27 protein-coding genes are annotated in these 26,252 nt (G+C 64.4%); 17 read left to right on the top strand and 10 right to left on the bottom strand.

All coding sequences use genetic code 11. From position 1 onward, the window contains the following. Position 1: 1 nt before the first annotated feature. The 3 genes from QQK18_RS03555 (at position 2) to lysA (ending at position 2,532) form a co-directional block, all read left to right on the top strand. A complete protein-coding gene (locus QQK18_RS03555) occupies positions 2 to 733 on the top strand; it encodes a carbohydrate ABC transporter permease (RefSeq protein ID WP_284338900.1) in 732 nt (243 codons plus the stop codon). Then, complete coding sequence (locus tag QQK18_RS03550) at positions 733 to 1,026, top strand: DUF2160 domain-containing protein (RefSeq protein ID WP_284338899.1); 294 nt, start codon at positions 733 to 735, stop codon at positions 1,024 to 1,026. Before QQK18_RS03555 ends, QQK18_RS03550 begins: the two co-directional genes overlap by 1 nt. A 240-nt stretch (positions 1,027 to 1,266) precedes the next feature. Then, positions 1,267 to 2,532: a diaminopimelate decarboxylase gene (gene lysA / locus QQK18_RS03545; protein ID WP_431307851.1), complete on the top strand. Its 1,266-nt coding sequence runs from the start codon at positions 1,267 to 1,269 to the stop codon at positions 2,530 to 2,532. 461 nt (positions 2,533 to 2,993) lie between these two features. Here the strand turns inward: lysA and QQK18_RS03540 are convergent, their stop codons facing one another. Next, positions 2,994 to 3,950 carry an AraC family transcriptional regulator gene (locus QQK18_RS03540; RefSeq protein ID WP_284338898.1) on the bottom strand — a complete coding sequence of 319 codons (957 nt, stop codon included), beginning with the start codon at positions 3,948 to 3,950 and terminating at the stop codon, positions 2,994 to 2,996. Positions 3,951 to 4,083: 133 nt separating this feature from the next. Between QQK18_RS03540 and QQK18_RS03535 the strand changes: the two genes are divergently transcribed. Then, a complete protein-coding gene (locus QQK18_RS03535) occupies positions 4,084 to 4,479 on the top strand; it encodes a DUF4345 family protein (protein ID WP_284338897.1) in 396 nt (131 codons plus the stop codon). Positions 4,480 to 4,643: 164 nt separating this feature from the next. Here the strand turns inward: QQK18_RS03535 and gyrB are convergent, their stop codons facing one another. The 6 genes from gyrB to mutM all read right to left on the bottom strand — a co-directional run bounded on the left by gyrB (position 4,644) and on the right by mutM (position 13,701). Continuing rightward, positions 4,644 to 7,097 (bottom strand): DNA topoisomerase (ATP-hydrolyzing) subunit B, encoded by a 2,454-nt coding sequence (gyrB, locus tag QQK18_RS03530; RefSeq protein WP_284338896.1) that lies wholly within the window; start codon positions 7,095 to 7,097, stop codon positions 4,644 to 4,646. A 112-nt stretch (positions 7,098 to 7,209) separates the two neighbouring features. Then, positions 7,210 to 8,328 (bottom strand): DNA replication/repair protein RecF, encoded by a 1,119-nt coding sequence (gene recF, locus QQK18_RS03525; protein ID WP_284338895.1) that lies wholly within the window; start codon positions 8,326 to 8,328, stop codon positions 7,210 to 7,212. A gap of 101 nt (positions 8,329 to 8,429) precedes the next feature. Further along, positions 8,430 to 9,548 carry a DNA polymerase III subunit beta gene (dnaN, locus tag QQK18_RS03520; protein WP_284338894.1) on the bottom strand — a complete coding sequence of 373 codons (1,119 nt, stop codon included), beginning with the start codon at positions 9,546 to 9,548 and terminating at the stop codon, positions 8,430 to 8,432. A gap of 419 nt (positions 9,549 to 9,967) precedes the next feature. Beyond that, positions 9,968 to 11,395, bottom strand: coding sequence for a chromosomal replication initiator protein DnaA (dnaA, locus tag QQK18_RS03515; protein ID WP_284338908.1), 1,428 nt, complete (start codon positions 11,393 to 11,395; stop codon positions 9,968 to 9,970). A gap of 897 nt (positions 11,396 to 12,292) precedes the next feature. Then, positions 12,293 to 12,559 (bottom strand): 30S ribosomal protein S20, encoded by a 267-nt coding sequence (gene rpsT, locus QQK18_RS03510; protein ID WP_284338893.1) that lies wholly within the window; start codon positions 12,557 to 12,559, stop codon positions 12,293 to 12,295. Between the two features lie 257 nt (positions 12,560 to 12,816). Continuing rightward, positions 12,817 to 13,701, bottom strand: coding sequence for a bifunctional DNA-formamidopyrimidine glycosylase/DNA-(apurinic or apyrimidinic site) lyase (gene mutM, locus QQK18_RS03505; protein WP_284338892.1), 885 nt, complete (start codon positions 13,699 to 13,701; stop codon positions 12,817 to 12,819). Positions 13,702 to 13,799: 98 nt separating this feature from the next. Here mutM and ubiE point away from each other — a divergent pair, with 98 nt between their 5' ends. The 8 genes from ubiE (at position 13,800) to QQK18_RS03465 (ending at position 20,058) form a co-directional block, all read left to right on the top strand. Beyond that, the gene (gene ubiE, locus QQK18_RS03500) at positions 13,800 to 14,564 is read left to right on the top strand and encodes a bifunctional demethylmenaquinone methyltransferase/2-methoxy-6-polyprenyl-1,4-benzoquinol methylase UbiE (protein WP_284338891.1); all 765 of its coding nucleotides are present in this window, start codon (positions 13,800 to 13,802) and stop codon (positions 14,562 to 14,564) included. 17 nt (positions 14,565 to 14,581) lie between these two features. After that, a complete protein-coding gene (gene ubiB, locus QQK18_RS03495; protein ID WP_284338890.1) occupies positions 14,582 to 16,108 on the top strand; it encodes a 2-polyprenylphenol 6-hydroxylase in 1,527 nt (508 codons plus the stop codon). 185 nt (positions 16,109 to 16,293) lie between these two features. Next, positions 16,294 to 16,905, top strand: a complete 612-nt coding sequence (locus tag QQK18_RS03490) for a hypothetical protein (protein WP_284338889.1) — start codon at positions 16,294 to 16,296, stop codon at positions 16,903 to 16,905. 2 nt (positions 16,906 to 16,907) lie between these two features. Next, positions 16,908 to 17,375 (top strand): dUTP diphosphatase, encoded by a 468-nt coding sequence (gene dut, locus QQK18_RS03485; protein ID WP_284338888.1) that lies wholly within the window; start codon positions 16,908 to 16,910, stop codon positions 17,373 to 17,375. After that, positions 17,320 to 18,072 carry a DUF2259 domain-containing protein gene (locus QQK18_RS03480; protein ID WP_284338887.1) on the top strand — a complete coding sequence of 251 codons (753 nt, stop codon included), beginning with the start codon at positions 17,320 to 17,322 and terminating at the stop codon, positions 18,070 to 18,072. The genes dut and QQK18_RS03480 overlap by 56 nt, the downstream gene beginning before the upstream one ends. A gap of 1 nt (position 18,073) precedes the next feature. Then, on the top strand, positions 18,074 to 18,826 hold the full coding sequence (locus QQK18_RS03475) for a HesA/MoeB/ThiF family protein (RefSeq protein WP_284338886.1): 753 nt from the start codon (positions 18,074 to 18,076) through the stop codon (positions 18,824 to 18,826). After that, positions 18,826 to 19,515 carry a helix-turn-helix transcriptional regulator gene (locus tag QQK18_RS03470; RefSeq protein WP_284338885.1) on the top strand — a complete coding sequence of 230 codons (690 nt, stop codon included), beginning with the start codon at positions 18,826 to 18,828 and terminating at the stop codon, positions 19,513 to 19,515. Before QQK18_RS03475 ends, QQK18_RS03470 begins: the two co-directional genes overlap by 1 nt. 63 nt (positions 19,516 to 19,578) lie before the next feature. Next, on the top strand, positions 19,579 to 20,058 hold the full coding sequence (locus QQK18_RS03465) for a YybH family protein (RefSeq protein ID WP_284338884.1): 480 nt from the start codon (positions 19,579 to 19,581) through the stop codon (positions 20,056 to 20,058). A 4-nt stretch (positions 20,059 to 20,062) separates the two neighbouring features. Here the strand turns inward: QQK18_RS03465 and fabB are convergent, their stop codons facing one another. Next, positions 20,063 to 21,286, bottom strand: a complete 1,224-nt coding sequence (gene fabB, locus QQK18_RS03460) for a beta-ketoacyl-ACP synthase I (protein ID WP_284338883.1) — start codon at positions 21,284 to 21,286, stop codon at positions 20,063 to 20,065. 40 nt (positions 21,287 to 21,326) lie between these two features. Further along, the gene (fabA, locus tag QQK18_RS03455; RefSeq protein WP_284338882.1) at positions 21,327 to 21,833 is read right to left on the bottom strand and encodes a 3-hydroxyacyl-[acyl-carrier-protein] dehydratase FabA; all 507 of its coding nucleotides are present in this window, start codon (positions 21,831 to 21,833) and stop codon (positions 21,327 to 21,329) included. 164 nt (positions 21,834 to 21,997) lie between these two features. Here fabA and irrA point away from each other — a divergent pair, with 164 nt between their 5' ends. The 5 genes from irrA (at position 21,998) to QQK18_RS03430 (ending at position 25,465) form a co-directional block, all read left to right on the top strand. Further along, positions 21,998 to 22,444, top strand: coding sequence for an iron response transcriptional regulator IrrA (irrA, locus tag QQK18_RS03450; RefSeq protein ID WP_284338881.1), 447 nt, complete (start codon positions 21,998 to 22,000; stop codon positions 22,442 to 22,444). 143 nt (positions 22,445 to 22,587) lie between these two features. Next, a complete protein-coding gene (locus QQK18_RS03445) occupies positions 22,588 to 23,421 on the top strand; it encodes an arylamine N-acetyltransferase family protein (protein ID WP_284338880.1) in 834 nt (277 codons plus the stop codon). Further along, positions 23,422 to 24,039, top strand: coding sequence for a YdeI/OmpD-associated family protein (locus QQK18_RS03440; RefSeq protein WP_284338879.1), 618 nt, complete (start codon positions 23,422 to 23,424; stop codon positions 24,037 to 24,039). Continuing rightward, positions 24,036 to 24,572: a DUF1697 domain-containing protein gene (locus QQK18_RS03435; RefSeq protein WP_284338878.1), complete on the top strand. Its 537-nt coding sequence runs from the start codon at positions 24,036 to 24,038 to the stop codon at positions 24,570 to 24,572. Before QQK18_RS03440 ends, QQK18_RS03435 begins: the two co-directional genes overlap by 4 nt. Continuing rightward, a complete protein-coding gene (locus tag QQK18_RS03430; protein ID WP_284338877.1) occupies positions 24,569 to 25,465 on the top strand; it encodes a ribokinase in 897 nt (298 codons plus the stop codon). The genes QQK18_RS03435 and QQK18_RS03430 overlap by 4 nt, the downstream gene beginning before the upstream one ends. 136 nt (positions 25,466 to 25,601) lie before the next feature. On the opposite strand, the gene infC is transcribed toward QQK18_RS03430, so the two are convergent. After that, positions 25,602 to 26,138, bottom strand: coding sequence for a translation initiation factor IF-3 (gene infC, locus QQK18_RS03425; RefSeq protein WP_284338907.1), 537 nt, complete (start codon positions 26,136 to 26,138; stop codon positions 25,602 to 25,604). Positions 26,139 to 26,252: the final 114 nt, after the last annotated feature.

The following is a 26,252-nucleotide window of genomic DNA, read 5'->3' as shown; positions in this document are numbered from 1 at the left end:
GCTGTCGATGTCCTTCAAGTCCACCAACGAGATCCTCGGCGGTTTCACGCTGTGGCCGCGCAACTTCACTGTTGCCAACTATACCGAGATCTTCACCAATCCCGTCTGGTACACCGGCTACATCAACTCGATCATCTACGTGTCGCTCAATACGGTGATCTCGCTGCTGGCGGCACTGCCGGCTGCCTATGCGTTCTCGCGCTACCGCTTTCTCGGCGACAAGCACCTGTTCTTCTGGCTTTTAACCAACCGCATGGCGCCGCCGGCGGTGTTCGCGCTGCCCTTCCTGCAGCTCTATTCGGCCGTCGGCCTGTTCGACACCCACATCGCCGTCGCGCTGGCGCACACATTGTTCAACATCCCGCTGGCGGTGTGGATTCTCGAAGGCTTCATGTCCTCGGTACCCAAGGAACTGGACGAGACCGCCTATGTCGATGGCTATCCATTCTGGAAGTTCTTCATCAAGATCTTCCTGCCCACCATCGCCGCCGGCATCGGTGTTGCCGCCTTCTTCTGCTTCATGTTCTCATGGGTCGAACTGTTGCTGGCCAAGACCCTGACCTCGGTCGCCGCCAAGCCGATCGCTGCCACCATGACTCGAACGGCGAGCTCGTCCGGCTATGAACTCGGGCTGCTCGCGGCGGCCGGATCGCTCACCTTGATCCCGGGCGCCATCGTCATCTACTTCGTGCGCAACTACATCGCCCGCGGCTTCGCGCTGGGGAGGGTGTGATGGGTTTCGACCTTGGGCTCGGCTGGATGGCCTGGACCTGGCCGACGGCCGCCTTTTTCGTGTTCATTGCGATCTGCATCGCGACCATGGCGGTGTGGGAGTGGCGCTCGCCGGGTGGCGCCCCGCGTCGCGGTATCTTCGGCATCGACACCACCCGCGGCGACCGGCTGTTCATCTCGCTGCTCGGATCGGCCTTCATCTTCCTCGGCTGGCTGGGCATCTTCGGCCCGCCGCTGTGGGCGCCGCTAGCGATCGCGGTACTGTGGTTCATCTTCGTGTTCCGGTGGGTCTAGGGCAGAACATGGCTGGCGCCGCCGTCGGCGCCTGTTGACGCTCGCACCGTTCCCGTGGACTGGCGGCCATTCCCTGTTACTGATCTAACCGCAGATGCCGGTGCGTCCGTCACCTTGGGGTGTATCGACATCGTCGATCTGTTCGAAAATCCGATCCTGCCTGAGCGGGCGGCATTGTTGCGCACGATGAGGATGCCCGCTCGAACCGCCTCACCAACGTCTTTACCCGAAAGCTATCGCGTGACCAGACCCGATTCCCTGAGACCGACCCTGATCGAGGCCGTGCAGAAGGCCGCACGAAGCGTCGGCACACCCTTTTGGCTGTATGAGGCCGAGCCGATGCGCGAACGCGTCCGGCAGTTGCAGGCGTTCGACTGCATTCGCTTTGCCCAGAAAGCCAACAGCAACATCCACGTCCTACGTATCCTACGCGCCATGGATGTCCTCGTGGATGCCGTCTCGCTTGGCGAAATTGAACGCGCCCTGCGGGCAGGCTATGTGCCTGGCACCGCGGCGCATGAAATCGTGTTCACCGCCGACGTCATAGACGATGCCACTCTCGCGCGCGTCGTCGAATTGGGCATACCGGTGAACTGCGGCTCTTGCGACATGCTGGTTCAACTTGGCAAGGTTGCCCGAGGACATCCGGTATGGCTGCGGATCAATCCGGGCTTCGGTCACGGTCACAATCGCAAGACCAACACGGGTGGTCCGTCGAGCAAACATGGCATCTGGCACGAAGAGCTGGAGGATGCCCTGCGCCTTGTCGATGCGCATGGATTGCGCCTGATCGGTCTCCATATGCATATCGGCTCAGGCGTCGATTACACGCATTTGCACCGGGTTTGCGACAGCATGCTGGATGCCGTCCGGCGACTGGATCGGCCTATCGAAGCGATATCGGCGGGCGGCGGGCTGTCGGTTCCCTATCGGTCGGGGGAGCCGGAGGTCGACACAGGACAATACTATGCTGTCTGGAACGAAGCGAGGCTCGAGGTTGAGCGCATCGTCGGCAACAAGGTCCGGCTCGAGATCGAGCCGGGCCGATTTCTCATGGCCAATGCGGGCCTTCTGATTGCCGAGATTCGCGCGGTCAAGAAGGTCGCCGACAATCACTTCGTGCTGCTCGATGCCGGCTTCAACGACCTCGCGCGCCCCGTAATCTATGGCAGCCACCACGACATCTGCTTCCTCACCCCGACAGGTTCTGCGGTGACCGGTCCTGTCCGCTCAGTCGCGGTTGCCGGCCCGCTCTGCGAAGCTGGCGACGTCTTCACCCAGCATGACGGAGGGTATGTCGCGTTCCGTGAGCTCCCGCTGCCACAGGTGAGTGACCTGGCCATCGTACGCGACGTTGGGGCTTACGGCGCAACAATGTCGTCGAACTATAACAGCCGGCCCCTTGTCCCCGAGATCATGCTGGACGACGGCAGGCTTACCGTTATCCGCAAACGCCAGTCCATCGAGCAGCTCCTGGACCTTGAGGCCAAAGGGGAGTCGTTCTGATGGTTACGGTTCAATGCATACGCCTGGAGCAGGAACCGTTTCTTGCTCCCGATGCTGTCTTCGGCCAGACGGCAGGTCTGGCGGCCTTCTCGGTCGCTGTCGCCAACCGACCGTTGCTGGACGACCCAACCATACCGCGCCTGCGGGCCAGGTCTGGACTTTCCGCCGCGCTTGAAGGATAGAGAGCTCATGACCGAAGCGAGACACATCACGCGACGAAGGTAACCGACTGGCGAATACCAAGCCGGCCCGTTTCGTGTTGCTCGTTCAGGACCTCCCAAATTGCAGACTGTTACCGCCGTCGCTGCCGCTGAAGCAGCGCTGGTCGAGGCATTCAAGGCTCTCGGCTTCCCCATCGAACATGCGCTTGCCTCTCCGATTCCAAGCGGGTAATCAGCAAGGAAATTGACCCCCGCGTCAGACCGGTCGCCAGCGACACCCTGCAGGGTGCGCTCGACCGGCTACGTCGTTAGCCTGCGCACGGCGCCAGGCGGTTTGCCGAAGAACTGCTTGAAGGCCCGCCCGAAAGCGGCCTCGGATTGGTATCCGGCCCTGCCCGCCACCACGCCCACCGAATCACTGCTCTCCAGCAATTGCGCCCGGGCCAGGTGTAACCGCCACTGCGCCAGGTATTGCATTGCCGGCTGCCCCACGAGCTCGGTGAACCGCGCAGAAAAGGCCGAGCGCGACATTCCCGCCTCGCGGGCCAGCTCCGCCACCGTCCAGTCCTGCTCCGGCCGCCGATGCATCAAGGCCAAAGCTCGCCCCAGCTGCCGGTCCCGCAAGGCCGCCAGCCAGCCCAGATTGGCCTCCCGCGCCGTATCGAGCCAGGCCCGGATCGCCTGGATGACCAGGATATCGGCCAGCCGCGTCATCACCGTCTCGCCGCCGGGGCGCATGGCGCTGGCTTCGCGGGCGATCAGGCTCAACGTGCTCTGCAGCCAGTCACCGGCATCGCCGTCCCAGGCATCGATGCGCAGCACGGGCGGCAGCAGCGACACGAGACGCTTTGCCGCCACGCTGTCAAACTGCACCACCCCGGCCGTCGCCCTGGTGATGGCCCCGCCACCGCCATGGCGCATGATCTCGTAGCGGTCGCTGACCTTCTCGACGGGAATATCAAACAGCGGTTCGGCCGCAGCGTCCGGTGCGCTCAGCAACCGGTAGCTGGCGCCATGCGGCAGCAGCACCATGCTGCCTTGCGCAATCATCACCGGCTCCTCGCCATCCATGGCAAGCCAACCGTGGCCGGCGGTGACGATCACGAACATCATCGAGTCGATCAGGTCAGGCATGACGATGCCCCACGGCGCCGTCATCTCGGCCCGGCAATAGAGCGTGCCGGTGAGCCGGAGCATATGCAGCACTTCCCCAAGCGGATCAGAAAGCGGCGAGGGCTGGAAACGGGCGTCGGTCATGGTGGCTATCTACCAAAAACCCGCCTGATCGTCCACAGGTTTGGACGATCTGCATGTTATTGCGGCGACCATGTAATTGATGATCCAGACCAGAAGCCGCACAATTGATGTCTTCGCGAACAAGGAGCCTCCCATGGTTTCCCCATTCCTCAAGGCGTTCATGGCACTCTCCGGCCTCACCGGCCTTGCTCTAGGCGCTGCGATACTCCTGGCGCCCGTCGCCTTTTATTCCAGCTACGACCTCGCAGGCCAGGTGACCCTGCTCAACGAGATGCGTTCCCATGGTCTGGCGCTGGGCGGGGCGGGTCTGCTGATTGCGACCGGCGCTTTCGCGCCGCGCTTTGCCTCGACCTCGCTCGCGATCGCCGCCTTCGTCTATCTAAGCTACGGTCTTTCGCGCCTCGTGGGCCTGGCCATCGATGGCCGGCCTGCCGATGGACTTCTGGTCGCCATGGCGGCCGAACTCGCGATCGGGACCCTCAGTGCACTGGCCTACCTTCGCCGCCGCAACGCAATGGCAGCCGCCTGAAGGAGAATCCAATGTCCGTCCTCGCCATACTCGCCAGCGGGCTGATAGCCGGTCTAGGGCCTCAACCGTCGAAAGAGAGGTCGAGCCTTGGGCAACTGCATTTCATCCAGTGTCGACCGGTTCAACGACGAGCCCAACGACGTTCAATGCACACACAAACCGGTTTAGACGTCGAGATTCGAAACGCTCAGCGCATTGTCCTGGATGAAGTCGCGGCGCGGCTCGACGAGGTCGCCCATTAGGGCGGTAAAGATCGAGTCGGCTTCGTCCGTTTCCCGGATCTCGACCTTGAGCAGGGTGCGCGCATTGGGATCGAGGGTCGTTTCCCAGAGCTGCTCGGGATTCATCTCGCCAAGGCCCTTGTAGCGCTGGATCGAGATACCTTTGCGGCCGGCATCCGTCACGGCCTTGAACAGCGAGGCAGGGCCGAAGATCGGCGTGGTCTCTCCCTTGCGGGTGAGCGTGGGCACGCCTCCATAGATTTCATCGAGCCGGCCGGCCAGCAGGCGGAGCTTGCGGGCATCGGCACTCTGGAGGAGGGCCTGGTCGATGACATGGGTCTCGGTCACGCCGCGCACGGTCCGGGAAAACGCGGCTCCGCCCTCGTCGGTCGTCCCTCCCGTCCAGCCGCGCTCCAGTTCGTCCGAGATACGGTCAAGCCGGTTGGAGACACGGCGGATCGCTTCCGGGGAACGTTCCGGATCGGCGAGCGCGTCCGGGTCGAGACCACCCACGATTGCCGCCTGTTCGACGAGGCTGCGGTTGTAGCGGGTGTTGAGGTTGCCGATGGCTTTGACGATGTCGCGGGCCTGGTTGAGAATCTGCCGCAAGTCCGGGCCGGCGTGGGATACGCCGTCGCGGGTGGTAAAGACCGCTTCCTCGAGACCGCCGTCGAGCAGATAGTCCTCGAGCGCGGGTTCGTCCTTCAGATACTGTTCGGAGCGTCCGCGCGTGGCTTTGTAGAGCGGCGGCTGGGCGATGTAGATGTGGCCGCGCTCGATGAGTTCGGGTGTCTGCCGGTAGAAGAAAGTGAGGAGGAGCGTGCGGATATGGGCGCCGTCGACGTCGGCGTCCGTCATGATGATGATCTTGTGGTACCGCAGCTTGTCGGCGTCGAACTCGTCGGACCCGATGCCCGTGCCGAGTGCGGTGATGAGAGTGCCGACCTGCTCGGACGAGATCATGCGCTCGAACCGCGCCCGCTCCACATTGAGGATCTTGCCCCGCAAAGGCAGCACCGCCTGGGTCGCGCGGTCGCGGCCCTGCTTGGCCGATCCACCGGCCGAGTCGCCCTCGACGATGAAGATCTCGGCCTTGGCCGGATCGCGTTCCTGGCAATCCGCCAGCTTGCCCGGCAGCGAGGAGATCTCGAGCGCGCCCTTGCGGCGGGTCAGTTCGCGGGCTTTCCTCGCGGCTTCGCGCGCAGCCGCCGCCTCGGCGACCTTGGAAACGATGGTGCGCGCTTCGGCTGGGTGCTCCTCGAACCATTGACCGAGCCTGTCGTTGACGACGTTCTCGACAACAGGCCGAACCTCCGACGACACAAGCTTGTCCTTGGTCTGGCTGGAGAACTTCGGATCAGGCACCTTGACCGACAGCACGCAGGTCAGCCCTTCACGCGTGTCATCGCCGGTCAGTTGCACCTTCTCTCTCTTTGAAATGCCGGAAGTGTCAGCATAGCCGGTTACCTGCCGCGTCAGGGCCGCGCGCAGACCCGCCAGATGTGTACCGCCGTCCCGCTGCGGAATGTTGTTGGTAAAGCAGAGGACGTTCTCGTGGTAGCTGTCGTTCCACTGCAGTGCCACCTCGACGGTGATACCGTCCTTCTCGCTGGAAAAGGCAATGGGCTTGTCGATGATCGGGCTCTTGGCCCTGTCGAGGTAGGCAACGAACGCCTCGAGACCCCCCTCATAGAAGAGTTCGACGTCGACGGGTTCCGGGTGCCGGCGATCAGCAAGGTGGATGCGGACGCCCGAATTGAGGAAGGCGAGTTCGCGCAGCCGGTGCTCCAGCGTCTTGAAGTCGAACTCGAGCATGGTGAAGGTTTCGGGAGACGGCAGGAAGGTGATCTCGCTGCCGCTGCGACCGTCATAGGAGCCTGGAGCCGGGCGCGGTTCGTAGGTGCCGGTGACCTCGAGCGGCCCGATAGCGTCACCATGGGCAAAGCTCATCTCGTGGATCTTGCCATCGTTGCGGATCTTGAGCTTGAGCCAGGTCGAAAGCGCGTTGACGACCGAAACGCCGACGCCGTGCAGACCCCCCGAGACCTTATAGGAGTTCTGGTCGAACTTTCCGCCGGCGTGGAGCTGGGTCATGATGACCTCGGCGGCTGAGACCCCTTCCTCCTTGTGGATGCCGGTCGGTATGCCGCGCCCGTTGTCGATGACCGTCACCGAGCCGTCGGCGTTGAGGATGACGGTCACGAGGTCTGCGTGACCGGCAAGCGCCTCGTCGATGGCGTTGTCCACCACCTCATAGACCATGTGGTGCAGGCCCGAGCCGTCATCGGTGTCCCCGATATACATGCCGGGACGCTTGCGTACGGCATCGAGGCCTTTGAGGACCTTGATGGAGTCTGCGCCATACTCGTACGGGGTAGGGAAATCGGTATCGGTCATTGCGTTTCGAATCAGGGATTTAACCGGTCAATCCGTTCTAGCGGATCGGGAGAGCTTGCCCAAGTAAAATGGCCGTTTCAGGCTGGTTTGCAGGGGAGAAGCGGCAAGGTTTTCAATGTTCCGGAATCCATCGACCGTCCTCGACCCTTACCCGCTGCGCCCGCGCCTCAAGGGCGGTAAAGAGCATCTGGTCCGTGCCGGTAAGGAAACACTGGGTTCCGAGAGCATCAAGCGCACCAAACAGCGCCCGCCTGCGGTCCGGATCGAGATGCGCGGCGATTTCGTCGAGGAGCAGGAACGGAGCGATACCCGTTCGGCGCTTGACGAGACGGGCATGGGCGAGGATGAGGCCGATGAGGAGCGCCTTTTGTTCGCCGGTCGACCCCAACGCCGCCGGCACGCCCTTCTGGGCATAGGTGACTTCGAGATCGACGCGGTGTGGTCCATATATGGTGCGTCCTGCAGCCCGATCAAGGTGGCGCGAGGCCGCCCAGACCCCCTTGAGCTCGGCTTCGAGCGCCGTCGAGGCGACGGGTTCGGGCCGGTCCTCGAACAATGGGGTGAGTGCCAGTTCGGCCGCGGGAAAGTTGGGATCCTCTAGGCTTTCGGCGATCAGCGTCTGCAGGTGCGCAAGGCTGTCGGTGCGCGCAAGGTGGACGGCCGCAGCGGTCTCGGCGAGCTGGGTCTCGACCGCATCGAGCCAGCGCGGATCGCCTTGCTCTTCGAGCAGCTTGTTGCGGGCGCGCATCGCCTTTTCGTAGTCGGAAACGGCGCCCGAATGGCCGGGGATGAGAGTCGTGACCAGCCGGTCGAGGAAGCGCCGCCGATCGCTGGCGGGCCCGGCAAAGAGCCCGTCCATTGCAGGTGTCAGCCAGAGCACCCTCAGATAGTCGCTCATCGCCTCGACCGATCGGACATTGGCCCCGTTGATGCGCACCCGCCGGGCGCCGTCGCCGGCCGCCCCGCCCGTACCGATATCGGCCGGGCCATCCTCGGTCTCGACCGTCGCTGCGACTGCCCACGGCATGTCGCTGCCCTGGGCCTGCACGGTTTCAAAGCTCGCGCGCCTGAGCCCTCGCCCGGGCGAGAGCAGGGAGATGGCCTCGAGCAGATTCGTCTTGCCCGCCCCGTTGGGTCCGGTCAGCACCAGATGGCGGGAATCGAGATCGAGCGCGGCCGAGAGGTAGTTGCGAAAGGCCGTCAGACGCAGGCGTGAGATGTGGCGGATCATCGGCAGCCAATAGCGGATGGCGGGCAGCGAATAGCGAACAGGGAGTAGCGAATAGAGGAACGCATCGGGCCTGCTATTGGCTATTCGCTACTCACTTCCTCCTACACCCGCATCGGCATCAGGACGTAAAGTGACTTGGTGTCGCCCTCTTCCTTGACGAGGGTGGGCGAGCCGGCGTCGTTGAAGAGGAAGACCGCGCTTTCCGAGCGGATCTGACCGACGATGTCGAGGAGGTATCGGGCGTTGAAGCCGATCTCGAAGCCGTCGGTGTCGAAGGTGACGGCAAGCTCTTCGCTCGCCGTGCCGTGGTCCGGATTGGTGACCGAGAGCTCGAGCTGCCCCTCGCGGGCCGAGAGCTTGACCGCCTTGCCGCCGCGTTCCGAAGCGATGGTCGAGACGCGGTCGACGGCGGTGGCGAACGACGACCGGTCGACGGTCATCTCCTTGTCGTTGTTCTTGGGGGTTACCCGATCGTAATCGGGGAAGGTGCCTTCGATCAGCTTGGAGAGCAGCACGACAGTGCCCAGCGTGAAGCGGATCTTGGTATCCGAGACCTCGACACTGACGTCGCCGTCTGCTCCGTCGAGAAGCTTTTGCACTTCGCCCACGGTCTTTTTCGGCACGATGATGCCGGGCATGCCCGAAGACCCCTCAGGCGCGTCGGTCTCGGCGCGCGCCATGCGGTGGCCGTCGGTGGCGACCGCGCGCAGCACCAGCCCCGTCTTGCTGTTCTCGATCGTATGGAGATAGATGCCGTTGAGGTAGTAGCGCGTTTCCTCGGTCGAGATGGCGAACTGGGTGCGCTCGATCAATTCGCGCAGCATCGCGGCCGGAATGGAGAAGGTGTGGCCGAAGCTGCCCGACTTCAGGTCCGGGAAGCTGTCGGGCGACAGGCATGCCAGGTGAAAACGCGAACGCCCGGACGTCAGCAGCATCTGCTCGCCCTCGGTCTCGAGCTTCACCTCCGCCCCGTCGGCCAGTTTCCTGACGATCTCGTAGAGAGTGTGGGCGGGAACGGTGGTGGTGCCCGGGGTGGTGACCATGGCCGGCACGCTCTCGGTCACCTCGATGTCGAGATCCGTGGCACGCAGCTCGAGCCGGTCCTCGCTTGCCTTGATCAGGACGTTGGCGAGAATGGGATAGGTATTGCGGCGCTCGACGACGCGATGGACATGACCCAGCGACTTCAACAGGTGGTTGCGTTCGAGCGTGACCTTCATTCGGGCGACTTTCCTGATACTTCACGGCTGTCCGAGACGGAGAACAAACCCTGTCCGACCGGGGCCGAGACCTTTACAAGTTGTTGCGTCAAACGCAAGTGCAGCGCGCGTTTGCCCACCGCAAACCGCTGGGAAGCGGGTGCTCGAGGAGCAAGCCGCATCCTGACGCCAGATGCCGCTCTGGGGGTCGCAGAATATCCAGCGAGGTGGCGACATTTATCCCTGGCCGGCACGGCCATGCCGGAGGCGAGCTCTTCCAGGGGTATGGGTGCGTTCCTTGAGATCTGCGTGCAAGGTGTGCGCCGGAACCGGTCGCGCGGTCATCACCAGAAACGTGTCGGCATGACTGTGGTGAAGCTCGCGCCGATCCTGCCCGGGCGCTCTAGGCCCAGGCAGAAACAGAGTGCGTCAGCAGCCGGTTAATCCTCGAGCATGCGCTTGAGGAGCTCGATCTCCTGGCAGAGTTCGCCATCGTCGCGCATCATCTGCTCGACCTTGCGGACTGAATGCAGAACCGTGGTGTGGTCGCGTCCGCCAAAGCGCCGGCCGATCTCGGGCAGCGACCGGGAGGTCAATGCCTTGGCCAGGTACATGGCGATCTGGCGTGGACGCACCACGTCGCGCGAGCGGCGCGAAGAGAGGAGTTCATTGCGCGGCACCTTGTAGTGGCGCGACACGATCCGCAGGATATCCTCTATCCGCACACGCCGGGTTTCGCGGGCGCGGATGAGGTCACCCAAAGTCTTTTCGGCGAGTGGCACGGTGATGAGCTCGCCCGTCAGCTGGTTGGCGGCGACCAATCGGTTGACCGCCCCGTCGAGGTCCCGCCCATGGCTGACAACGGCGCGCGCGATATAGTCGATGACCGGTGCCGGGAAGTGCATGCCGAAACGCTCGCTCGCCTGATCGGCGCGGCGCTGGACGATCGAACGGCGCAGGTCGAAATCGAAGCCGGTGATCGGAACGACGAGCCCGCCCGAAAGCCGCGAGCGCACGCGTTCGTCGAGCATTTCGAGGTCGCGCGGCGGCGCGTCGGCCGCAACCACCACCTGCTTGGCGCCCGTCAGCAGGGTGCCCAGCGTATGGCCGAACTCGGTCGCGGATTTGCCCTGCAGGAACTGCATGTCGTCGATGAGCAGAAGGTCGACGCGGCGCAGCCACTCCTTAAAGCCAATGGCGGACTGGCGCTGCACAGCGGTGATGAAATGATACATGAAGTGGTCGGCCGTCAGGTAGACGACGTTGCGCGTGGCGTCGGCCGAGATCGCCGCATGGGCGATGGCATTGAGCAGGTGCGACTTGCCGAGTCCCACTGTCGAATGGATATAGACGGGATTGAAGCTGACGGTGCCGCTGGTGACGGCATTGGCGACCTGCTTGGCAACCCCGAGCGCAATCTCGTTGGGGGTGCCGGCAACGAACGTCGCGAACGTCATGCGCGGGTCGACCGCACTACCCGAGAGGGCGTCGCCCTTCTGTGCACTGTTGTCGCGTACGAGACGCGGCGTGGCTGGGGCGGGCTGGGGCGCACTTGCCGCTTCCCGGCCTGGTGCGTCGGCCGGCGGCGGCGCGAGCTTCACCCGCGCCTGGCCATTGATGCGCAGCGTGATCTGCAGCCGGGCGATCTCGGCCGCGTCCTGCCGGAAGGCCTCGAGGATGCGGTCCGAGTAGTTGGACTGCACCCAGGAGCAGAGGAAGCGGGTCGGGGCCGAAAGATGCGCGAGATCGCCCACGATCTCCTCGAGCTCGATCCGCGCGAACCAACTGGCAAAGACGTCCTCCCCGACTGCCGCCTTAATGCGCGCCCGCACACGCGCCCAGAGCGCTCGTCCGTCCGCCTCGGACATGTCCCCGCTCATAGCGCGGAACTCGTCAGATTGCTCGAGCGCGTTCTGGTTGACTTTGGAAAGACCGGTCTCATTCCGATCATCCCTTCCGGCTGCCGCCTGCTGGTTCATCGATTATCCCTTGCCTCGTTCTCGTTTCATTGCCGGGCGTGGCCGCCCCAGTCCCCGTGCATGCGCCGTTACCGGCAAGGTCCGGGCGGCAGAGCGGACAACACCACCCTTTCGCGAAACCTTGCGGCCCGCGCTCGCCATCCAGAACCTTATTTGAACCTGACCGAACGGTCAGAGACAATACTTTGCCAATATCGGCAATATTCCACCATCCCCACAAACAGACGGTGGGTGACGAATACACTTGACTGAATTCAAACAGCGAGGCGAATCGCCTCGACTGACCCCTGAATGTAGCCCCCGATACTAACTCAACCCAGTTTGGCGTGCTCTTTCGACCCGCTCTACTTGAGCTGACGGGAGGCATTTTAGTGTGGGGTTTTGGGCCCCGCAACACGTGAATCGTTGAAAATGGGGCTTGACTCTGTAGTCAAAAATCTGACCCCCACGACCGCCGCAAAAGCCCCCGAACCAAGCGGTTGTGACTCAACGCAGATTCGAGTGCATCGGGGCGGCGGATGGTTAAAAAAATTATTCCGGATCGGTCCGCATTATGTAGATGAGGCCCTGCGACGTGTTGTCCCAGCCGCCCCTTATCTCATTGTAAACGCGCCACAATGCGGCCCGAGCCGAGCCGGAAGAACGCTGTTAAGAAAACGTTGCGTTTGTGTCACAGAGCTGTCGCGCAAGAAAAAGCTTTGCGTGCCTCAGCCCATGAAAAAGGGCCCACGAAGGGCCCGATTTCGTCGTTCGCATCTTACGCCCCCCGTGGGGCGCCGGCTCGGCTCAGACGGCCAGGGCCTTCACGCGGTGGTTCAGGCGCGACACCTTGCGGGCGGCCGTGTTGGCATGGACGATTCCCTTGGACGCCGCGCGCGCGATCTCGGGCTCGGCGGTGCGCAGCGCTTCGGTAGCGGTCTTGTGATCGCCCGAAGCGATGGCCTCCTCCACCTTGCGGATGAAGGTGCGGATGCGCGAGCGGCGCGACTTGTTGATCGCGGTGCGCGCTTCGATCTTGCGGGTGGCCTTCTTGGCGGAAGGAGTATTGGCCATGAATGTCCTCTGGACGCGGTACATCCGGCGATCAGGCGCTTTGGCATGCGCGGCAGACAGCCGGGGTCAAAATGAAAGCGGCGGCATTGCCTGCCGCCAAGTCGCGGGGTCTATACCGCCATGGTTCCCCCCCGTCAACTGGAATCGGCCCGCGGCCGGCACCTAGAGCGAGATGCAAAAAAGTGGGTACCGGTTTTTGCGAAGAATCTCGCGGCAAAAAATTGAGCGCGCAGTTTGATTCAATCAGATCGTGCGCTCTACTCCGCCGACTTCTGGCAGACCGGGCAGAAAAAGCTCGAGCGCCCCGACTGGACGATGCGCGCGATGGTGCCCCGGCAGCCGGGCGTGAGGCAGGGTTCGCCTTCGCGGTCGTAGACGGTAAAGCTGTGCTGGAAATAACCGCGCTCGCCGTCGGCGGCGCGAAAATCGCGCAATGTCGATCCGCCGGCCGCGATCGCCTCGGCCAGCACTGCACGGATCGCCGCCACCAGATCCTCGAGCGGCGGCTTGGGCCGCCCATCACCGGCAACGAGGTCGCCGGCCGGAACCGTCGGCAGGATATGGGCGCGGTAGAGCACCTCGCACACATAGATATTGCCGAGCCCGGCAATGATGCGCTGGTCGAGCAGGGCCGTCTTGATCGGCGCTTTGCGGCCGGCAAGACGGGCGGCGAGATAAGGAGCATCGAAGGCGTTGGAAAGGGGCTCCGGGCCAAGGCCGGCAAGATAGGGGTTTTCGGCGGGGTCTGAGAGGAGGTCTATGAAGCCGAAGCGGCGTGTGTCCGAATAGATAAGGTCGAAGGCGCCATGGTCGGGATGGACGAGCGACCAGACCATGTGGTCGTGTCCGCCGGGCACGCGGTGATGGCGCGTCGGCTCGGCAGGCCCGCCGAAAGCGAAACGATAGGCGCCGGTCATCCCTAAGTGACTGAGCACCGTTTCTCCGCTCGACAGAGCAATGAGCAGGTATTTGGCCCGGCGGCCAACGCCGGTGACGGTCTCGCCCACCAGCGCAGTCGCAAGGTCGGCAGGGAAGGCGAAGCGCAGGTCGGCCCGGTTGAGGGCGACGGCGGCAATGCGCGCACCCGTGAGATAGGGGGCAAGGCCGCGGCGGACCGTTTCGACCTCGGGCAATTCCGGCATGCGACAAAAACCCCTTCACCCTGATCGGCTTTGCGCATTGGAAAAGCGCCGCCTCTGCCGCTATGGTGCGCGCCGATCAACAGCAAGGTCCTTTCCGGATGACCGAGAGCCAAGAGACGACGCATTTCGGCGACAGGACCGTCGCTATCGGGGACAAGCAGGGCCTTGTCAACGAGGTCTTCGACAAGGTCGCCGCACGCTACGACCTGATGAACGACCTGATGAGCTTTGGGGTCCACCGGCTCTGGAAGGACGCCCTGGTCGCCGAGCTCAGCCCGCCCAAGGCCGGCAGCCGCGATTATCGGGTGCTCGATATGGCTGGCGGCACCGGCGACATCGCCGAGCGGATCGTCAACGCCTCGGTTGGCTTTGCGCAGGTGACGGTGGCCGACATCAACGCCGATATGCTCAAGGTTGGTGAGGCGCGGGCCAGGAGCTGGCGGTTTCCGGCGCAGGTGAATTTCGTTGAGGCCAATGCCGAGGAACTGCCGTTTGCCGACGCGAGCTTCAATGCCTATACGATCGCCTTCGGCATCCGCAACGTGCCGCGCATCGACAAGGCGCTGGCCGAGGCGCACCGAGTCCTGAAACGTGGGGGCCGGCTGCTGGTGCTCGAGTTCTCGCAGGCGGATGTGCCGGGGTTCGACGCACTCTACCGGCTCTTTTCAGATCGGGTGATCCCGCCCATGGGGCGGGTGGTGACCGGAGACGCGGCCCCGTATAGCTACCTCGTCGAATCGATTCGTAAGTTCCCGACCCCGGAGGCCTTCAGCGGCCTGGTCGGTAAAGCCGGCTTCCGGCGCGTCACGCACACCGCGATGACCGGCAGCGTCGCTGCCCTCCACAGCGCCTGGAAGCTCTAGCCGATGAGAAGCTCGAGGTGAGTCTCGCCGCCTATTTCCGCCTCGCCCGCGCCGGCTATGTGCTGGCGCGCGAGGGCGCTTTTTCCATTCCTGATGTGACGGCCCTGCCCGGCCCGCTGCGGTTCGCCATCGCCTTCGCCCGGCTTATCGAACGGCCTTCGGTCCGGCGTACCGGACGGGTCGAGCGGTTGACGCGCGCTCTCAATCGCCTGGGGCCTACCTACGTCAAGTTCGGCCAGACCCTGGCCACGCGCCCGGACATCGTCGGCGCCGAGATCGCCAACGACCTCGCCGCCCTGCAGGACAGGATGGAGCCGTTCGATGCCGCCCTCGTGCCCGCCATCCTCGCCGAGGCGCTGGGCGAGAAGGCTGCGGACCTCATCGACATTACCCCGCCGATTGCCGCCGCCTCGATCGCGCAGGTGCACGCCGCGCGCCTGAAGCGCCGCGGCAAGATTGCCGTCAAGCTCCTGCGCCCCGGCGTCGCCGAGCGCTTCCGCGCCGACCTCGAGAGCTACTATACCGCCGCGCGCTTCATCGAGCGCTTCGTGCCGGCAACACGCCGCCTGCGGCCGATCGATGTGGTGCGCACCCTCGATCATTCGGCAAGGCTCGAGCTCGATCTGCGGCTCGAAGCCGCCTCGATCTCCGAATTCGCCGGCAACATCAAGGATGATCCAGGCTTTGCCATCCCGGCTGTCAGCTGGGACCACACCGGCCAGAATGTCCTGACCACGAGCTGGATCGACGGCATCCCCATCCGCGACCATGCCGCGCTCGATGCAGCCGGCATCGATCGCAAGGCGTTGGCGCGCAACCTGTTGCAGTCATTCCTTCGCCATGCCATCCGTGACGGCTTCTTCCATGCCGACATGCATCCGGGCAATCTCTTTGCCGATCCCAGGACCGGCGACGTCATGGCCGTCGACTTCGGCATCATGGGACGCATCAGTCGCGCCGAACGGCGGTTCCTTGCCGATATCCTCTACGGCTTCATCACCCGCGACTACCGCATGGTTGCCGAGCGACACTTCGAGATCGGCTACGTGCCCGCCAATCAGTCGGTCGACGACTTCGCCCTGGCTATCCGCTCGATCGGCGAACCGCTGCACGGACGAACCGCCAGCGACATCTCGATGGCCAGGGTCCTCGGCCAGCTCTTTGCCATCACTGAGCTCTTCGACATGCAGACGCGGCCCGAACTGGTGCTATTGCAGAAGTCCATGGTGCTCGTCGAAGGTGTCTCACGTGCTCTCGACCCTGATCTCGACATCTGGACGGTCGCCGAGCCAGTGGTCGGCGATTGGGTGCGGCGCGAGGCCGGACCGCTGGGGCGGATCGAGGACGTGCGCGATGGGTTGAGGACCCTGGCCGATGCAGCGCGCCGGGTGCCGGTGATCCTCAGGGAGGCCGAGGCGGTGCTTGCCGACCAGGAGGCGCGCCGCCGCCGGCCGCAGCTCATCCGTCCGTGGATGACGATGAGCCTCGCCTGGCTGGGGCTCATCGCCCTGGTTCTCGCCATCTGGCGGCTGGTCTTTCCCTAGCGTCTCCGCGCAAAGCCTGTCCTGGACTTGATCCAGGATGGGTACCACTTTTGCAGTTGGAAACGCGGGAACGCAAAGAGTGGGATACGTCGCGTCTCTGACGCCGGCTTGCCGTGATCGGGGCGAGCCAATAGATTGCAGGCCAGACGCGGCCGATCCGCCGCGAGCGGGAGACAGCAAAACCAATGACCATCGGTATATTCGGATTGCCGGCGCGGATTGCCGGCATCGTGGCGCTCGCCCTCGGCCTTGCCGGCTGCATCGACGCCAAGGTCGACATCGAGCTCTTGAGCGAGACCACCGCTCGCGCCACCATGACCCAGGAGATGGGCGCCGACTTCTATTCCATGGTCAAGATGAGCGAAGAGAGCGAGGAGACCGCCGACGCGGACTCATTCTGCGCCGACGGCGACTTGACCGAGAACGCCGACGGCAGCGCTACCTGCGTGCTCGTCGAGGAGGGCGCCTTTGCCGACCTCGATCTCGGCGACGGCGGGGATACGGGCGTGACCTTCACGCGAGCGGGGCCGGGGCTCGTGCGCGTCGCGCTCGACACCAGCGACATGGCCGCAGATATCGGCGCCGAGGAGCAGATGGACGAGGAGACAAAGCAGATGATGCAGGCCTTCTTTACCGGACATGCCATCACCGTGCGCGTTTCCGGCGGTACCGTTACCGAGACCAACATGGGCAAGGCCGCGGACGGCGCGGCCGAGACGGTCATCCCCTTCCTTGATATCATCAACGGCACCGTCGACCTGCCTGCCGAGCTCTACGCGGTCGTCAGGATTCGCTAGCCGTGGCGCAAGAGGTGACCATCGCCCTCTCCTGGCTCGACCACGGTCGCGGCCTCGCCCTTCCCGAGCGGCAGACGGCGGATGCAGCCGGGGTGGACCTCGCCGCGGCGCTGCCGCCTGAGGAAGACCTGTTGCTGGCGCCCGGCCGGCGGGCGCTGGTGCCCTGCGGCTTTTCGATCGCGCTGCCCCCTGGTTACGAGGCGCAGGTGCGTCCGCGCTCGGGGCTGGCCGCGAGGCACGGCGTGACGGTCCTCAATTCGCCCGGCACGATCGATGCCGACTATCGCGGCGAGGTCAAGGTCATCCTCATCAATCTGGGCGACGAGCCGTTCGTCATCCGCCGCGGCGACCGCATCGCCCAGATGGTGGTGGCGCCGGTAAGCGCGGCACGCTTTCAGGAGGAGGCTGATCTCGATGAAACGATTCGCGGCAGTGGCGGCTTCGGCTCGACGGGCCATCGCACGGGCTAGTGTCGCGGCGGCGCTGACCGTCGGGTTCGCTGGTATCGCCTGCGCGGGCGACCGGGCGCTTCTCGACGTCATCGGTTATTCGCCCGACGCGCGCTATTTCGCCTTCGAGGAGTTCGGCATCCAGGACGGCTCCGGGTTTCCCTATGCCAATGTCTATGTGATCGACGTCGAGACCGACGGCTGGGCGCCAGGGACACCCGTGCGCGTGCGTATCGAGGACGAAGCCGCCGGGCTGGCGGACGCGAGGCGGGAGGCGCGGACCGAGGCAAAGGCGGCGCTGACCGCCATTGAAGCGCCAGCGGATGTCTGGGCCTTGGTCGGTGACGGTGAAATGGATGCCGAGGCCAAGACGCTCGACTTCGGGCGGCCGAGCTACGAACGGGGCGCGGTCATTGAGTCTTATCGCCTCGACCTCGAAACATTCGAGGCACCAGCGGGCGAGCCCTGTCAGGACTGGTTTGAGCAGGCTCCGCTCGGATACGCGTTGACGCTTGCCGGCCCCGACGGCGAACGACTCGTCCACCGTGACGAACGCGTACCCCGCTCGCGCGGCTGTCCGTTCGACTATCGCATCCACGCGATCGTCGCGCCGATGGACGCGCCCGACCTCGAGGCGGTCATCGCCATCCTTTCGGTCTATCCCGGCGGCTTCGAGGGTCCCGACCGGCGGTTCCTCGCTGTGCCGCTGGGCCACTGATATGGCATTCTCGCCAGAAGAAACCCGCCGCTATGCCCGGCACCTGGTGCTCAAGGGCTTCGGAGGGCCGGGCCAGCAGGCATTGAAGGCGTCGCGAGTGCTGATCGTTGGCGCCGGAGGGCTGGGCAGCCCCGCCATCGCCTATCTTGCCGCGGCCGGCGTTGGCACGCTCGGCATCGCCGACAACGATCGCGTCGCGCTCTCCAACCTGCAGCGACAGGTGATCCACAGGGCCGATGCCGTCGGGGCGGGCAAGGCGGAAAGCGCGGCCGGCTTTGCCGCTGCCCTCAACTCGCACGTCGATCTGAGGGTCCACGACCTCAAGGTCGATGCCGGCAACGCCGCCACGATCGTTGGCGGCTATGATCTGGTCCTCGACGGTACCGACAATTTCGCCACCCGCAAGGCCGTGGCGGAGGCGTGCGAGGCCGCGGGGATTCTGCTGGTTTCAGGTGCGGTATCGATGTTCGACGGACACGTGACGGTCTTTGCCCCTCACCTTGAACGCGCCGACGGTACGCCGGGTCCGCGCTTTGCCGACCTCTATCCCGATGGCATCGACGACGACGACCTGCCGACGTGCGAGGCGACGGGCATCCTTGGGCCGTTGACCGGCGTGATCGGTGCGCTGATGGCAATGGAGGCTGTCAAGCTGATCGCCGGCCTCGGCGATCCACTGATCGGCCGATTGTTGGTTTATGACGGCAAGACGGCGCGGTTCAGCGAGATCGCGTTCGGGGATGGGGCCGGCTGATGTCCCGGGCGGAGCGGCTGCTGGCCCTGCTCGAATTACTGCGACGCCATCGACGACCGGTGAGCGGTCCGGCGCTTGCGCGAGAGCTCGGCATCAGCATCCGCACGCTCTATCGTGATCTCGATTCATTGCGGGCGCAGGGTGCGGCTATCGATGGTGCGCCAGGGCTCGGTTATGTGCTGCAGCCCGGTTTCGTATTGCCGCCGCTCATGCTGACGAGCGACGAGATCGACGCGCTTTGCCTCGGGCTCGACTGGGTGCATGACCGGGCGGATCCGGGCCTCGCGGCCTCTGCAGCGAACCTGCGCGCCAAGATAGAGGCCGTTCTGCCGCCCGAGAAGGCCCGGACTATGATGTCGAGCACATCGCTTGCCGGTCCACCTGCACATCCATTGCCCGACGCCGTTGACCTGGGCGCGGTTCGTGCTGCCATCCGCGATCACCACGTGATTGAGATCGTTTACCGCGGCGAGACCGGCCAAAGCACAAACCGCCGAATATGGCCGTTCATGATCGGCTACTTCGATTCCGTGCGGCTAATCGGGGCCTGGTGCGAGCTGCGCGGCGGTATCAGACACTTCCGAACCGACCGCATCGGGCCGGTCCACTTTACCCGCGAACGCTATCCAGCGCGTCGGCAGGAGCTGATGCGGCAATGGCGCGTGGAGGACGGGCTGACAGGCGACTGACACTGCCGTTTTCTGACATGGCCCAGTGCTAATCGGTCGATGTCACCATCGGAGATCGCCATCATGTATTCAGCAACCATTGGCCTGGGCCTATTCGCCTTGGCGTGCACCTGCACCGTCATACCCACTTCAGCTCAGGACCGCGAAATTCACAGCCACGCCCTGATCCTCGCGACCATCGAAACGATGGCAGACGCTCTGTCCCGCGCCGATGTCGAGGGTGTCCTTGCAACGTACGAGGAGGGGGCCGTAGTGATGGGCAGGCCTGAGGAGCCCGTCAGCGGTCGCACCGATCTCAGCGCGTTCTTCGCCGATCTCGCCGCCATCGCGCCTCAATTCCGGTTCCTTGACGAACAGGTTGTCGAAGCCGGCGACATCGCCCTGCATCTGGCGCCATGGACAATGGAGGGCACCGCGCCCGACGGGACCCCGCTCACCGACCGGGGATTGTCTATAGCCGTGCTGCGCCGTCAGTCGGATGGCAACTGGCGAATGATCATCGACCAGCCCTATGGCGACTGGATGCTTGCAACCCCGCGCTGACAGATCACGCGTCGGGATGCCTGAACACCAGCGCCGCATTGGTGCCCCCGAACCCGAAGGAGTTGGAGAGCACAACGCCCAGATCCACGTTGTCGCGTCGTTGACGCAAGATCGGCATGTCGGCGAAGGCCGGGTCGAGGTTTTCGATATGGGCGCTCTCGGCAATGAAGCGTTCGCGCATCATCAGGATCGAATAGATCGACTCATGGACACCGGTGGCGCCCTGGGAGTGGCCGGTCAACGCCTTGGTCGCCGAGATCGGCGGGCACTTGTCCTCATTGCCGAAGACGGCGCGAATAGCCTCGATTTCCTTGAGGTCCCCGACCGGGGTCGAGGTCGCGTGCGGATTGATGTAGTCGACGGGCTGCTTGACGTTCTCGAGCGCCATGCGCATGCAGCGCTCGGCGCCTTCGCCCGAGGGCGCGACCATGTCGAGCCCGTCCGACGTTGCCCCATAACCCACGACTTCGGCCCAGATCCGGGCTCCGCGGGCCTTGGCGTGCTCCAGCTCCTCGAGCACCAGCACACCCGCGCCCCCCGAGATCACGAAGCCGTCGCGGTCCGCGTCATAGGGCCGCGAGGCGGTGGCCGGCGTATCGTTGAACCGGGTGGACATGGCGCCCATGGCATCGAAGAGGTTCGAGAGCGTCCAGTCGAGATCCTCGTGGCCGCCGGCAAAGACGATATCCTGCTTGCCGAGCTGGATCTGCTCATAGGCATTGCCGATGCAGTGCTTCGAAGTCGCGCAGGCTGCGGTGATGGTGTAGTTGACCCCTTTGATGCCGAACGTGGTGGCGAGGGTGGCCGAGGCGGTCGAGCCCATGGCCTTGGGCACGGCGAGTGGTCCGATGCGCTTGGGGCCCTTCTCGCGCGTCACGTCCGCGGCCTCGACGATGGTGCGGGTCGAGGCTCCCCCCGAACCCATGACGATGCCGGTGCGCGGATGTGAGATCTCGGCCTCTTCGAGGCCGGCATCGACGATCGCCTGTTGCATGGCGATGTAGTTCCAGGCCGCCCCCTTGCCCATGAAGCGGGTGACGCGCCGCTCCAGAACCTCGAACGGGTCGAGGTTGATGGCTCCGTGCACCTGGCAGCGGAAATTGAGGTCGGCATAGTCCTTGGCAAAGGCAATGCCGGACTTGGCGGCCTTGAGGCTTTCAATGACCTCGGCCACGTTGTTGCCGATCGAGGATATGATCCCTATGCCGGTTACGACGACTCGTCTCATCTTGACCTCGCCCTGAACCCTTCCCTTCAGTACCGGCAATTCATTCGACAGGAATGAGGCCGACCCTGAGATTTTCGGCGACATAGATGACTTCTCCGTCCGCCTTGACCTCCCCCGTGGCGATGCCGAACGGGAGCGGCGAACGCATGTGGCGCTTGATGTCGATGCGATATTCCAAAAGTTTCTTGTCGATGGTGGCTTGTCCGGTGAATTTGATCTCGCCGCCGAGCGCCCGTCCCCGGCCGGGCGAGCCCGACCAGCCGAGGAAGAACCCGGTCATCTGCCAGAGCGCATCGAGCCCGAGGCAACCGGGCATGACCGGATCGCCGATGAAGTGGCAGGCAAAGAACCACAGGCCCGGATGAAGGTCGAGTTCGGCCGTGACATAGCCCTTGCCGAAGGCCCCGCCCTCGCCCTCGATGTGGGTGATCCGGTCGAACATCAGCATGGGTGGCGCCGGCAGGCGCGCATCTTTCTGGTCCGGCAGTTCGCCCCGCCCGTGGGCCAGAAGCTCCTCGTAGCTGTATTGGTGCCTGCGCTCGGCCATCCATTGCCCCTCGATTAACCAATCGGCGTTCTGATAGAGGGGTGCGGGATGGGGGTCAATAGCGCCCGCCACCGCGTGCCCCGGCCTGCCGCTTGTGCCCCGGCCGGCCTGCCGTTATAAGAACCTCGATGAAAATCGGCCCTTTTCCCGTCGCAAAGGACCCAATGGTAGACCGCACCGAGACCGCAAAACCCGTACCCTCGCGCAAGCCGTGCCTGACGGCGGTGCTCCGGATGGCCGGGTTGCGGCCCACGCGCCAGCGTATCGCGCTGGCCGAACTGCTGTTCGGCGGCCCGCACCGTCATGTGAGCGCCGAGGAGCTGCACGGCGAAGCGCTGACCGCCAAGGTCAACGTCTCGCTTGCCACCATATACAATACGCTGCACCAATTCCATGAGGCCGGGCTTTTGCGCGAGGTGCCTGTCGACGCCTCCCGCTCCTATTTCGATACCGACACCTCCGATCACCATCACTTTTACGTGGAGGACGAACAGCGCATGATTGATATCCCTGCCGCTTCGGTGGTGTTCAACACCATGCCGCATCCGCCCAAGGGCATGACCGTCACCCATGTCGACGTCGTCATCCGCGTGCGCAAACAGCAGGGCTGACGGGTCGGGAGCCTCGCCCCTCGGCCGAGCGGGCCGATCACCGCATTTCGAGAATGAGCCGCGTCGGCCCTGCCGACGCGCAGTGACAAACGCGCTCGTGGTGACCATAGTGGCGCGGTCCGAAACAGCCGCAAGGACTCTTCATGAGCGAAACCGTCAACCTCAACGCCTATTTCGAGCGTATCGGCTTTTCCGGCTCCATCGCCCCCAGCCTGGCAACGCTCGAGACGTTGCATGCCCTGCACCCGGCGGTGATTCCCTTCGAGAACCTCAACCCGCTCCTCGGCCTGCCCGTCGAGCTTGACCAGAAGAGCCTCGAGAAAAAGCTCCTGACCGACAGGCGCGGCGGCTACTGCTTCGAGCACAACATCTTGTTCATGCGCGTGCTCGCCGACCTCGACTTTTCGGTCAAGACCCTCGGCGCGCGCGTCATGTGGAACCACCCGCCCGATGCGGTGCGCCCCGTTTCCCACATGCTCATCGCGGTCGATATCTCCGGCCAGACCTACATCGCCGATGTCGGCTTCGGCAGCCTGACGCTGACGGGGCCCCTCCGGCTGCGCGATGGGGCCGAGCAGGCAACTCCGCACGAAACCTTCCGCTTCCTTGATAAGGACGGCACCTGGCACCTGGAGGCACGGATCGGCGAGGACTGGCGCCTGCTCTATACCTTCACCCTCGAGGAATTCGGCGAAGCCGACTATCGGCCGATCAACACTGTGCTCTCCACCGACCCCGCCTCGCAGTTCCGCGCCGGGCTCGGCGCCGCGATTGCGCCCAAGAACGAGCGCCACAGCCTCTCCGGTACGCGGCTCTCGAGCTATCGCGACGGTGCGCTCGTCGAGCGGCGCAATCTCCTGGACGTGGGCGAAGTCAAGGAGGTGCTGTCGACCACCTTCGGCATCACGCTGCCGGCCTCCGACGCGCTGGACCCGGCGCTGGAGCGGGTCGTCGCAGCCGGGCGGGCGGAGGCCTAGATGGCCCCGGTCGTGCCGAACCCCGAAGCGATCATGAGTTTTGCGGACGCCGCGAGTCTGGAGGAATGGCTCTCACGCAACCACGACAGCGCCGGCGAAATCTGGCTCAAAGTCTACAAGAAAGGGTCGGGAGTTGCCTCTGTCACCATCGCAGAGGCGCTGGACGTGATGCTGTGCTGGGGCTGGATCGACGGGATCCGCAAGGGCCTGGACGACAAGGCGTTCCTCCAGCGCTATACCCCGCGCGGCAGGAAAAGCATCTGGAGCCAGATCAACCGCGACCATATCGAACGTCTGACCGTAGCGGGCCGGATGCGCCCGCCGGGCCAGGCGCAGGTTGACGCGGCCAAGGCCGACGGGCGCTGGGATGCAGCCTATGCCGCGGGCTCCAAAATGGAGATACCGGACGACCTGATGAAGGCGATCGAGGCCGACCCGGCCGCGCTCGCCACCTTTGACACGCTCAACAGGCAGAACCGCTTCGCCCTGGCTTTCCGGCTGGTGACCCTCAAGACCGCCGCCGGCCGCGAAAAGAAGATCCGCACCTTTGTCGAGATGCTCGCGCGCGGCGAGACCCTCCACGCCAATCCGCCGCCCCGCAAGGCCGCGTCCAAATGAGCCTCCACGTTGCTTTCCTTCGCGGTATCAACCTCGGCAAGCGACAGATGAAGATGGCGGACCTCAAAGCCTGCCTCGAGGACATGGGGTGGACCGAGGTCAAGACGATCCTTGCCAGCGGCAACGTGCGTTTCGAGGCCGCGGAAGCCGGGGACCTCAAGGAACGGCTGGAGAGGGCGCTGGAACAGCGCTTCGGCTTTCCCGTCGGCGTGGTGCTGAGAAGCCGCGCCGATCTCGAGGCGATGCTTGCCGCCGATCCTTTCGCCGGCCTCGATCCACAGGCTGACGTCAAGCGCTATATCCTGATGTTCGACCGCGACCTGCCGGCCGGCATCAATCTCGAAGGCGTGCCGGGCGATTTCGATGTCCTGCGCATCGACCGGCGCGACATCTATTTCCTTGCCCATCGCCTGCCCAACGGGCGCTATGGCGAAGGCCTTGACAGGATTGGCAAATCCCTCGACGAGCAGGTTGGCAAGGGTCGCATCGAGACCATGCGCAACTGGAACACCATCGAAAAGGCCCTCAAGTGATCACCGTATTCGGCTCGACCAATCTCGACCAGGTCGGCACTGTTTCGCGCCTGCCAAAGCCCGGCGAGACCGTTGCGGGCGGCACCTTCTCGATGGCCGCGGGCGGCAAGGGAGCCAACCAGGCACTGGCCGCGCGCCGGGCCGGTGCCGAGGTCCGGCACGTTTCGGCGGTGGGCGCCGACGCCTTCGCCGAGCCGGCACTGGCCTTCCTCAAGACCGACGGCGTTGATCTCTCGGCGCTCAAGACCGCCGATGCGGCGACGGGCATCGCCATGATCTTCGTCGATGACCATGGCGAGAACGTCATCGCCGTCCTGCCGGGCGCCAACGGCACGCTGACGGCCGAGGACGCCGACGCGGCGGTGGCGGCGATGGAGCCTGGCGATATCCTGATGCTGCAGCAGGAGATACCGCAGGCGGCGACCGAGCGCGCGCTCGATCTCGCCAGGGCGAAGGGCATCACCGCCATCCTCAATACGGCACCCTTCCTCGAAACGACGCCGCAGATTGCGGGCAAAGCCGCCATCCTCGTTGCCAACGAGACAGAGTTCGCCCTGCTTTCGGGGCGCGGCATCGACGAACTCGATGCGGCCATGCGCGACTGGGCGCAAAGGCATGGACAGACGGTGATCGTGACGCTGGGGCCTGACGGGGCCAGGGCGGCAACGCCCGAGAGGCTCTTCCACGCGCCGGCGATGAAGGTGACACCGGTCGACACGGTCGGGGCCGGCGATACCTTCTGCGGCTATCTCGCCGCTGGGCTCGACACCGGACTCGGCCTCGAGGCAGCCATGCGCCGCGCGGCAGTCGCGGCAAGCCTTGCCTGCCTCAAGCCCGGCGCTCAGCCAGCGATCCCCTTCGCTGCCGAGGTAGAGAAGGCGTCGGCGGCCTGAAGCATTGCAGCAATTCGCCGGCCCCGACCGCGCGAGCCGTTCGCTCCGGAACACCTGGCTCCCGCTCCAGCGTCGTAAGGCGAACAAAAAAGCGGGCCTTCCGGCCCGCTTCTTTATTTACACAGATACTGTCGCCTCACTTGGGCGCCAGCACCATCACCATCTGCCGGCCTTCCGAGCGCGGCTGGCTCTCGACCTTGGCGATCGCTTCCATCTGGTCCTTGACCTTGACGAGGAGCTGCATGCCGAGTTCCTGGTGCGCCATTTCGCGGCCGCGGAAGCGCATGGTGACCTTGACCCGGTCGCCCTCGCCGATAAACCGCTGCACCGCCTTCATCTTGGTTTCGTAGTCGTGCGTATCGATGTTCGGACGCAGCTGGATTTCCTTGACCTCGATCACCTTCTGGCGCTTGCGCGCCTCAGCGGCCTTCTTCTGGGCGGCATACTTGAAGCGCCCGAGATCGAGCATCTTGGCGACCGGCGGATTGGAATTGGGCGCGATGAGGACGAGGTCGAGGCCGGCCTCCTGAGCCTCGGCCATAGCCTCGCGCGTGCCAACGATACCGCGGTTCTCGCCTTCGGCATCGATAAGCTGAACGTCGGGGGAGGTGATATCCTCGTTTGCGGGCGGCCCCTCCTTCTGGGGCGTGACGGGTCTCATGGGACGGCGAATGGCAAGCGATCCTTCTGCTGATAAGCATGCGGGTGAAATCGGCCATAAAATCGTGTTCCGCCCGGCATAAGTCAACAGGCAAACGGGAAAGATCGCTGCTAGTTGCGCTCTTGT

Origin of the sequence: Devosia nitrariae, assembly GCF_030160115.1 — a bacterium.
GTDB lineage: Bacteria > Pseudomonadota > Alphaproteobacteria > Rhizobiales > Devosiaceae > Devosia > Devosia nitrariae.
Note: the sequence above shows the minus strand (reverse complement) of the source record. Positions and strands in the feature narration are given on the sequence as shown.

What these genes read in the sequence shown, in the direction of transcription:
- QQK18_RS03550 (WP_284338899.1), top strand. Translation starts at nt 733, where the DNA reads ATGGGTTTCGACCTTGGGCTCGGCTGGATGGCCTGGACCTGGCCGACG.
- fabA (WP_284338882.1), bottom strand. Translation starts at nt 21,833, where the DNA reads ATGGCCGAGCGCAGGCACCAATACAGCTACGAGGAGCTTCTGGCCCAC.
- QQK18_RS03490 (WP_284338889.1), top strand. Translation starts at nt 16,294, where the DNA reads ATGACCATCGGTATATTCGGATTGCCGGCGCGGATTGCCGGCATCGTG.
- QQK18_RS03470 (WP_284338885.1), top strand. Translation starts at nt 18,826, where the DNA reads ATGTCCCGGGCGGAGCGGCTGCTGGCCCTGCTCGAATTACTGCGACGC.
- QQK18_RS03480 (WP_284338887.1), top strand. Translation starts at nt 17,320, where the DNA reads ATGAAACGATTCGCGGCAGTGGCGGCTTCGGCTCGACGGGCCATCGCA.
- fabB (WP_284338883.1), bottom strand. Translation starts at nt 21,286, where the DNA reads ATGAGACGAGTCGTCGTAACCGGCATAGGGATCATATCCTCGATCGGC.
- irrA (WP_284338881.1), top strand. Translation starts at nt 21,998, where the DNA reads ATGGTAGACCGCACCGAGACCGCAAAACCCGTACCCTCGCGCAAGCCG.
- ubiE (WP_284338891.1), top strand. Translation starts at nt 13,800, where the DNA reads ATGACCGAGAGCCAAGAGACGACGCATTTCGGCGACAGGACCGTCGCT.
- recF (WP_284338895.1), bottom strand. Translation starts at nt 8,328, where the DNA reads ATGATCCGCCACATCTCACGCCTGCGTCTGACGGCCTTTCGCAACTAC.
- QQK18_RS03540 (WP_284338898.1), bottom strand. Translation starts at nt 3,950, where the DNA reads ATGACCGACGCCCGTTTCCAGCCCTCGCCGCTTTCTGATCCGCTTGGG.
- mutM (WP_284338892.1), bottom strand. Translation starts at nt 13,701, where the DNA reads ATGCCGGAATTGCCCGAGGTCGAAACGGTCCGCCGCGGCCTTGCCCCC.
- QQK18_RS03465 (WP_284338884.1), top strand. Translation starts at nt 19,579, where the DNA reads ATGTATTCAGCAACCATTGGCCTGGGCCTATTCGCCTTGGCGTGCACC.
- QQK18_RS03475 (WP_284338886.1), top strand. Translation starts at nt 18,074, where the DNA reads ATGGCATTCTCGCCAGAAGAAACCCGCCGCTATGCCCGGCACCTGGTG.
- dnaA (WP_284338908.1), bottom strand. Translation starts at nt 11,395, where the DNA reads ATGTCCGAGGCGGACGGACGAGCGCTCTGGGCGCGTGTGCGGGCGCGC.
- rpsT (WP_284338893.1), bottom strand. Translation starts at nt 12,559, where the DNA reads ATGGCCAATACTCCTTCCGCCAAGAAGGCCACCCGCAAGATCGAAGCG.
- QQK18_RS03535 (WP_284338897.1), top strand. Translation starts at nt 4,084, where the DNA reads ATGGTTTCCCCATTCCTCAAGGCGTTCATGGCACTCTCCGGCCTCACC.
- QQK18_RS03440 (WP_284338879.1), top strand. Translation starts at nt 23,422, where the DNA reads ATGGCCCCGGTCGTGCCGAACCCCGAAGCGATCATGAGTTTTGCGGAC.
- QQK18_RS03445 (WP_284338880.1), top strand. Translation starts at nt 22,588, where the DNA reads ATGAGCGAAACCGTCAACCTCAACGCCTATTTCGAGCGTATCGGCTTT.
- QQK18_RS03435 (WP_284338878.1), top strand. Translation starts at nt 24,036, where the DNA reads ATGAGCCTCCACGTTGCTTTCCTTCGCGGTATCAACCTCGGCAAGCGA.
- gyrB (WP_284338896.1), bottom strand. Translation starts at nt 7,097, where the DNA reads ATGACCGATACCGATTTCCCTACCCCGTACGAGTATGGCGCAGACTCC.
- dnaN (WP_284338894.1), bottom strand. Translation starts at nt 9,548, where the DNA reads ATGAAGGTCACGCTCGAACGCAACCACCTGTTGAAGTCGCTGGGTCAT.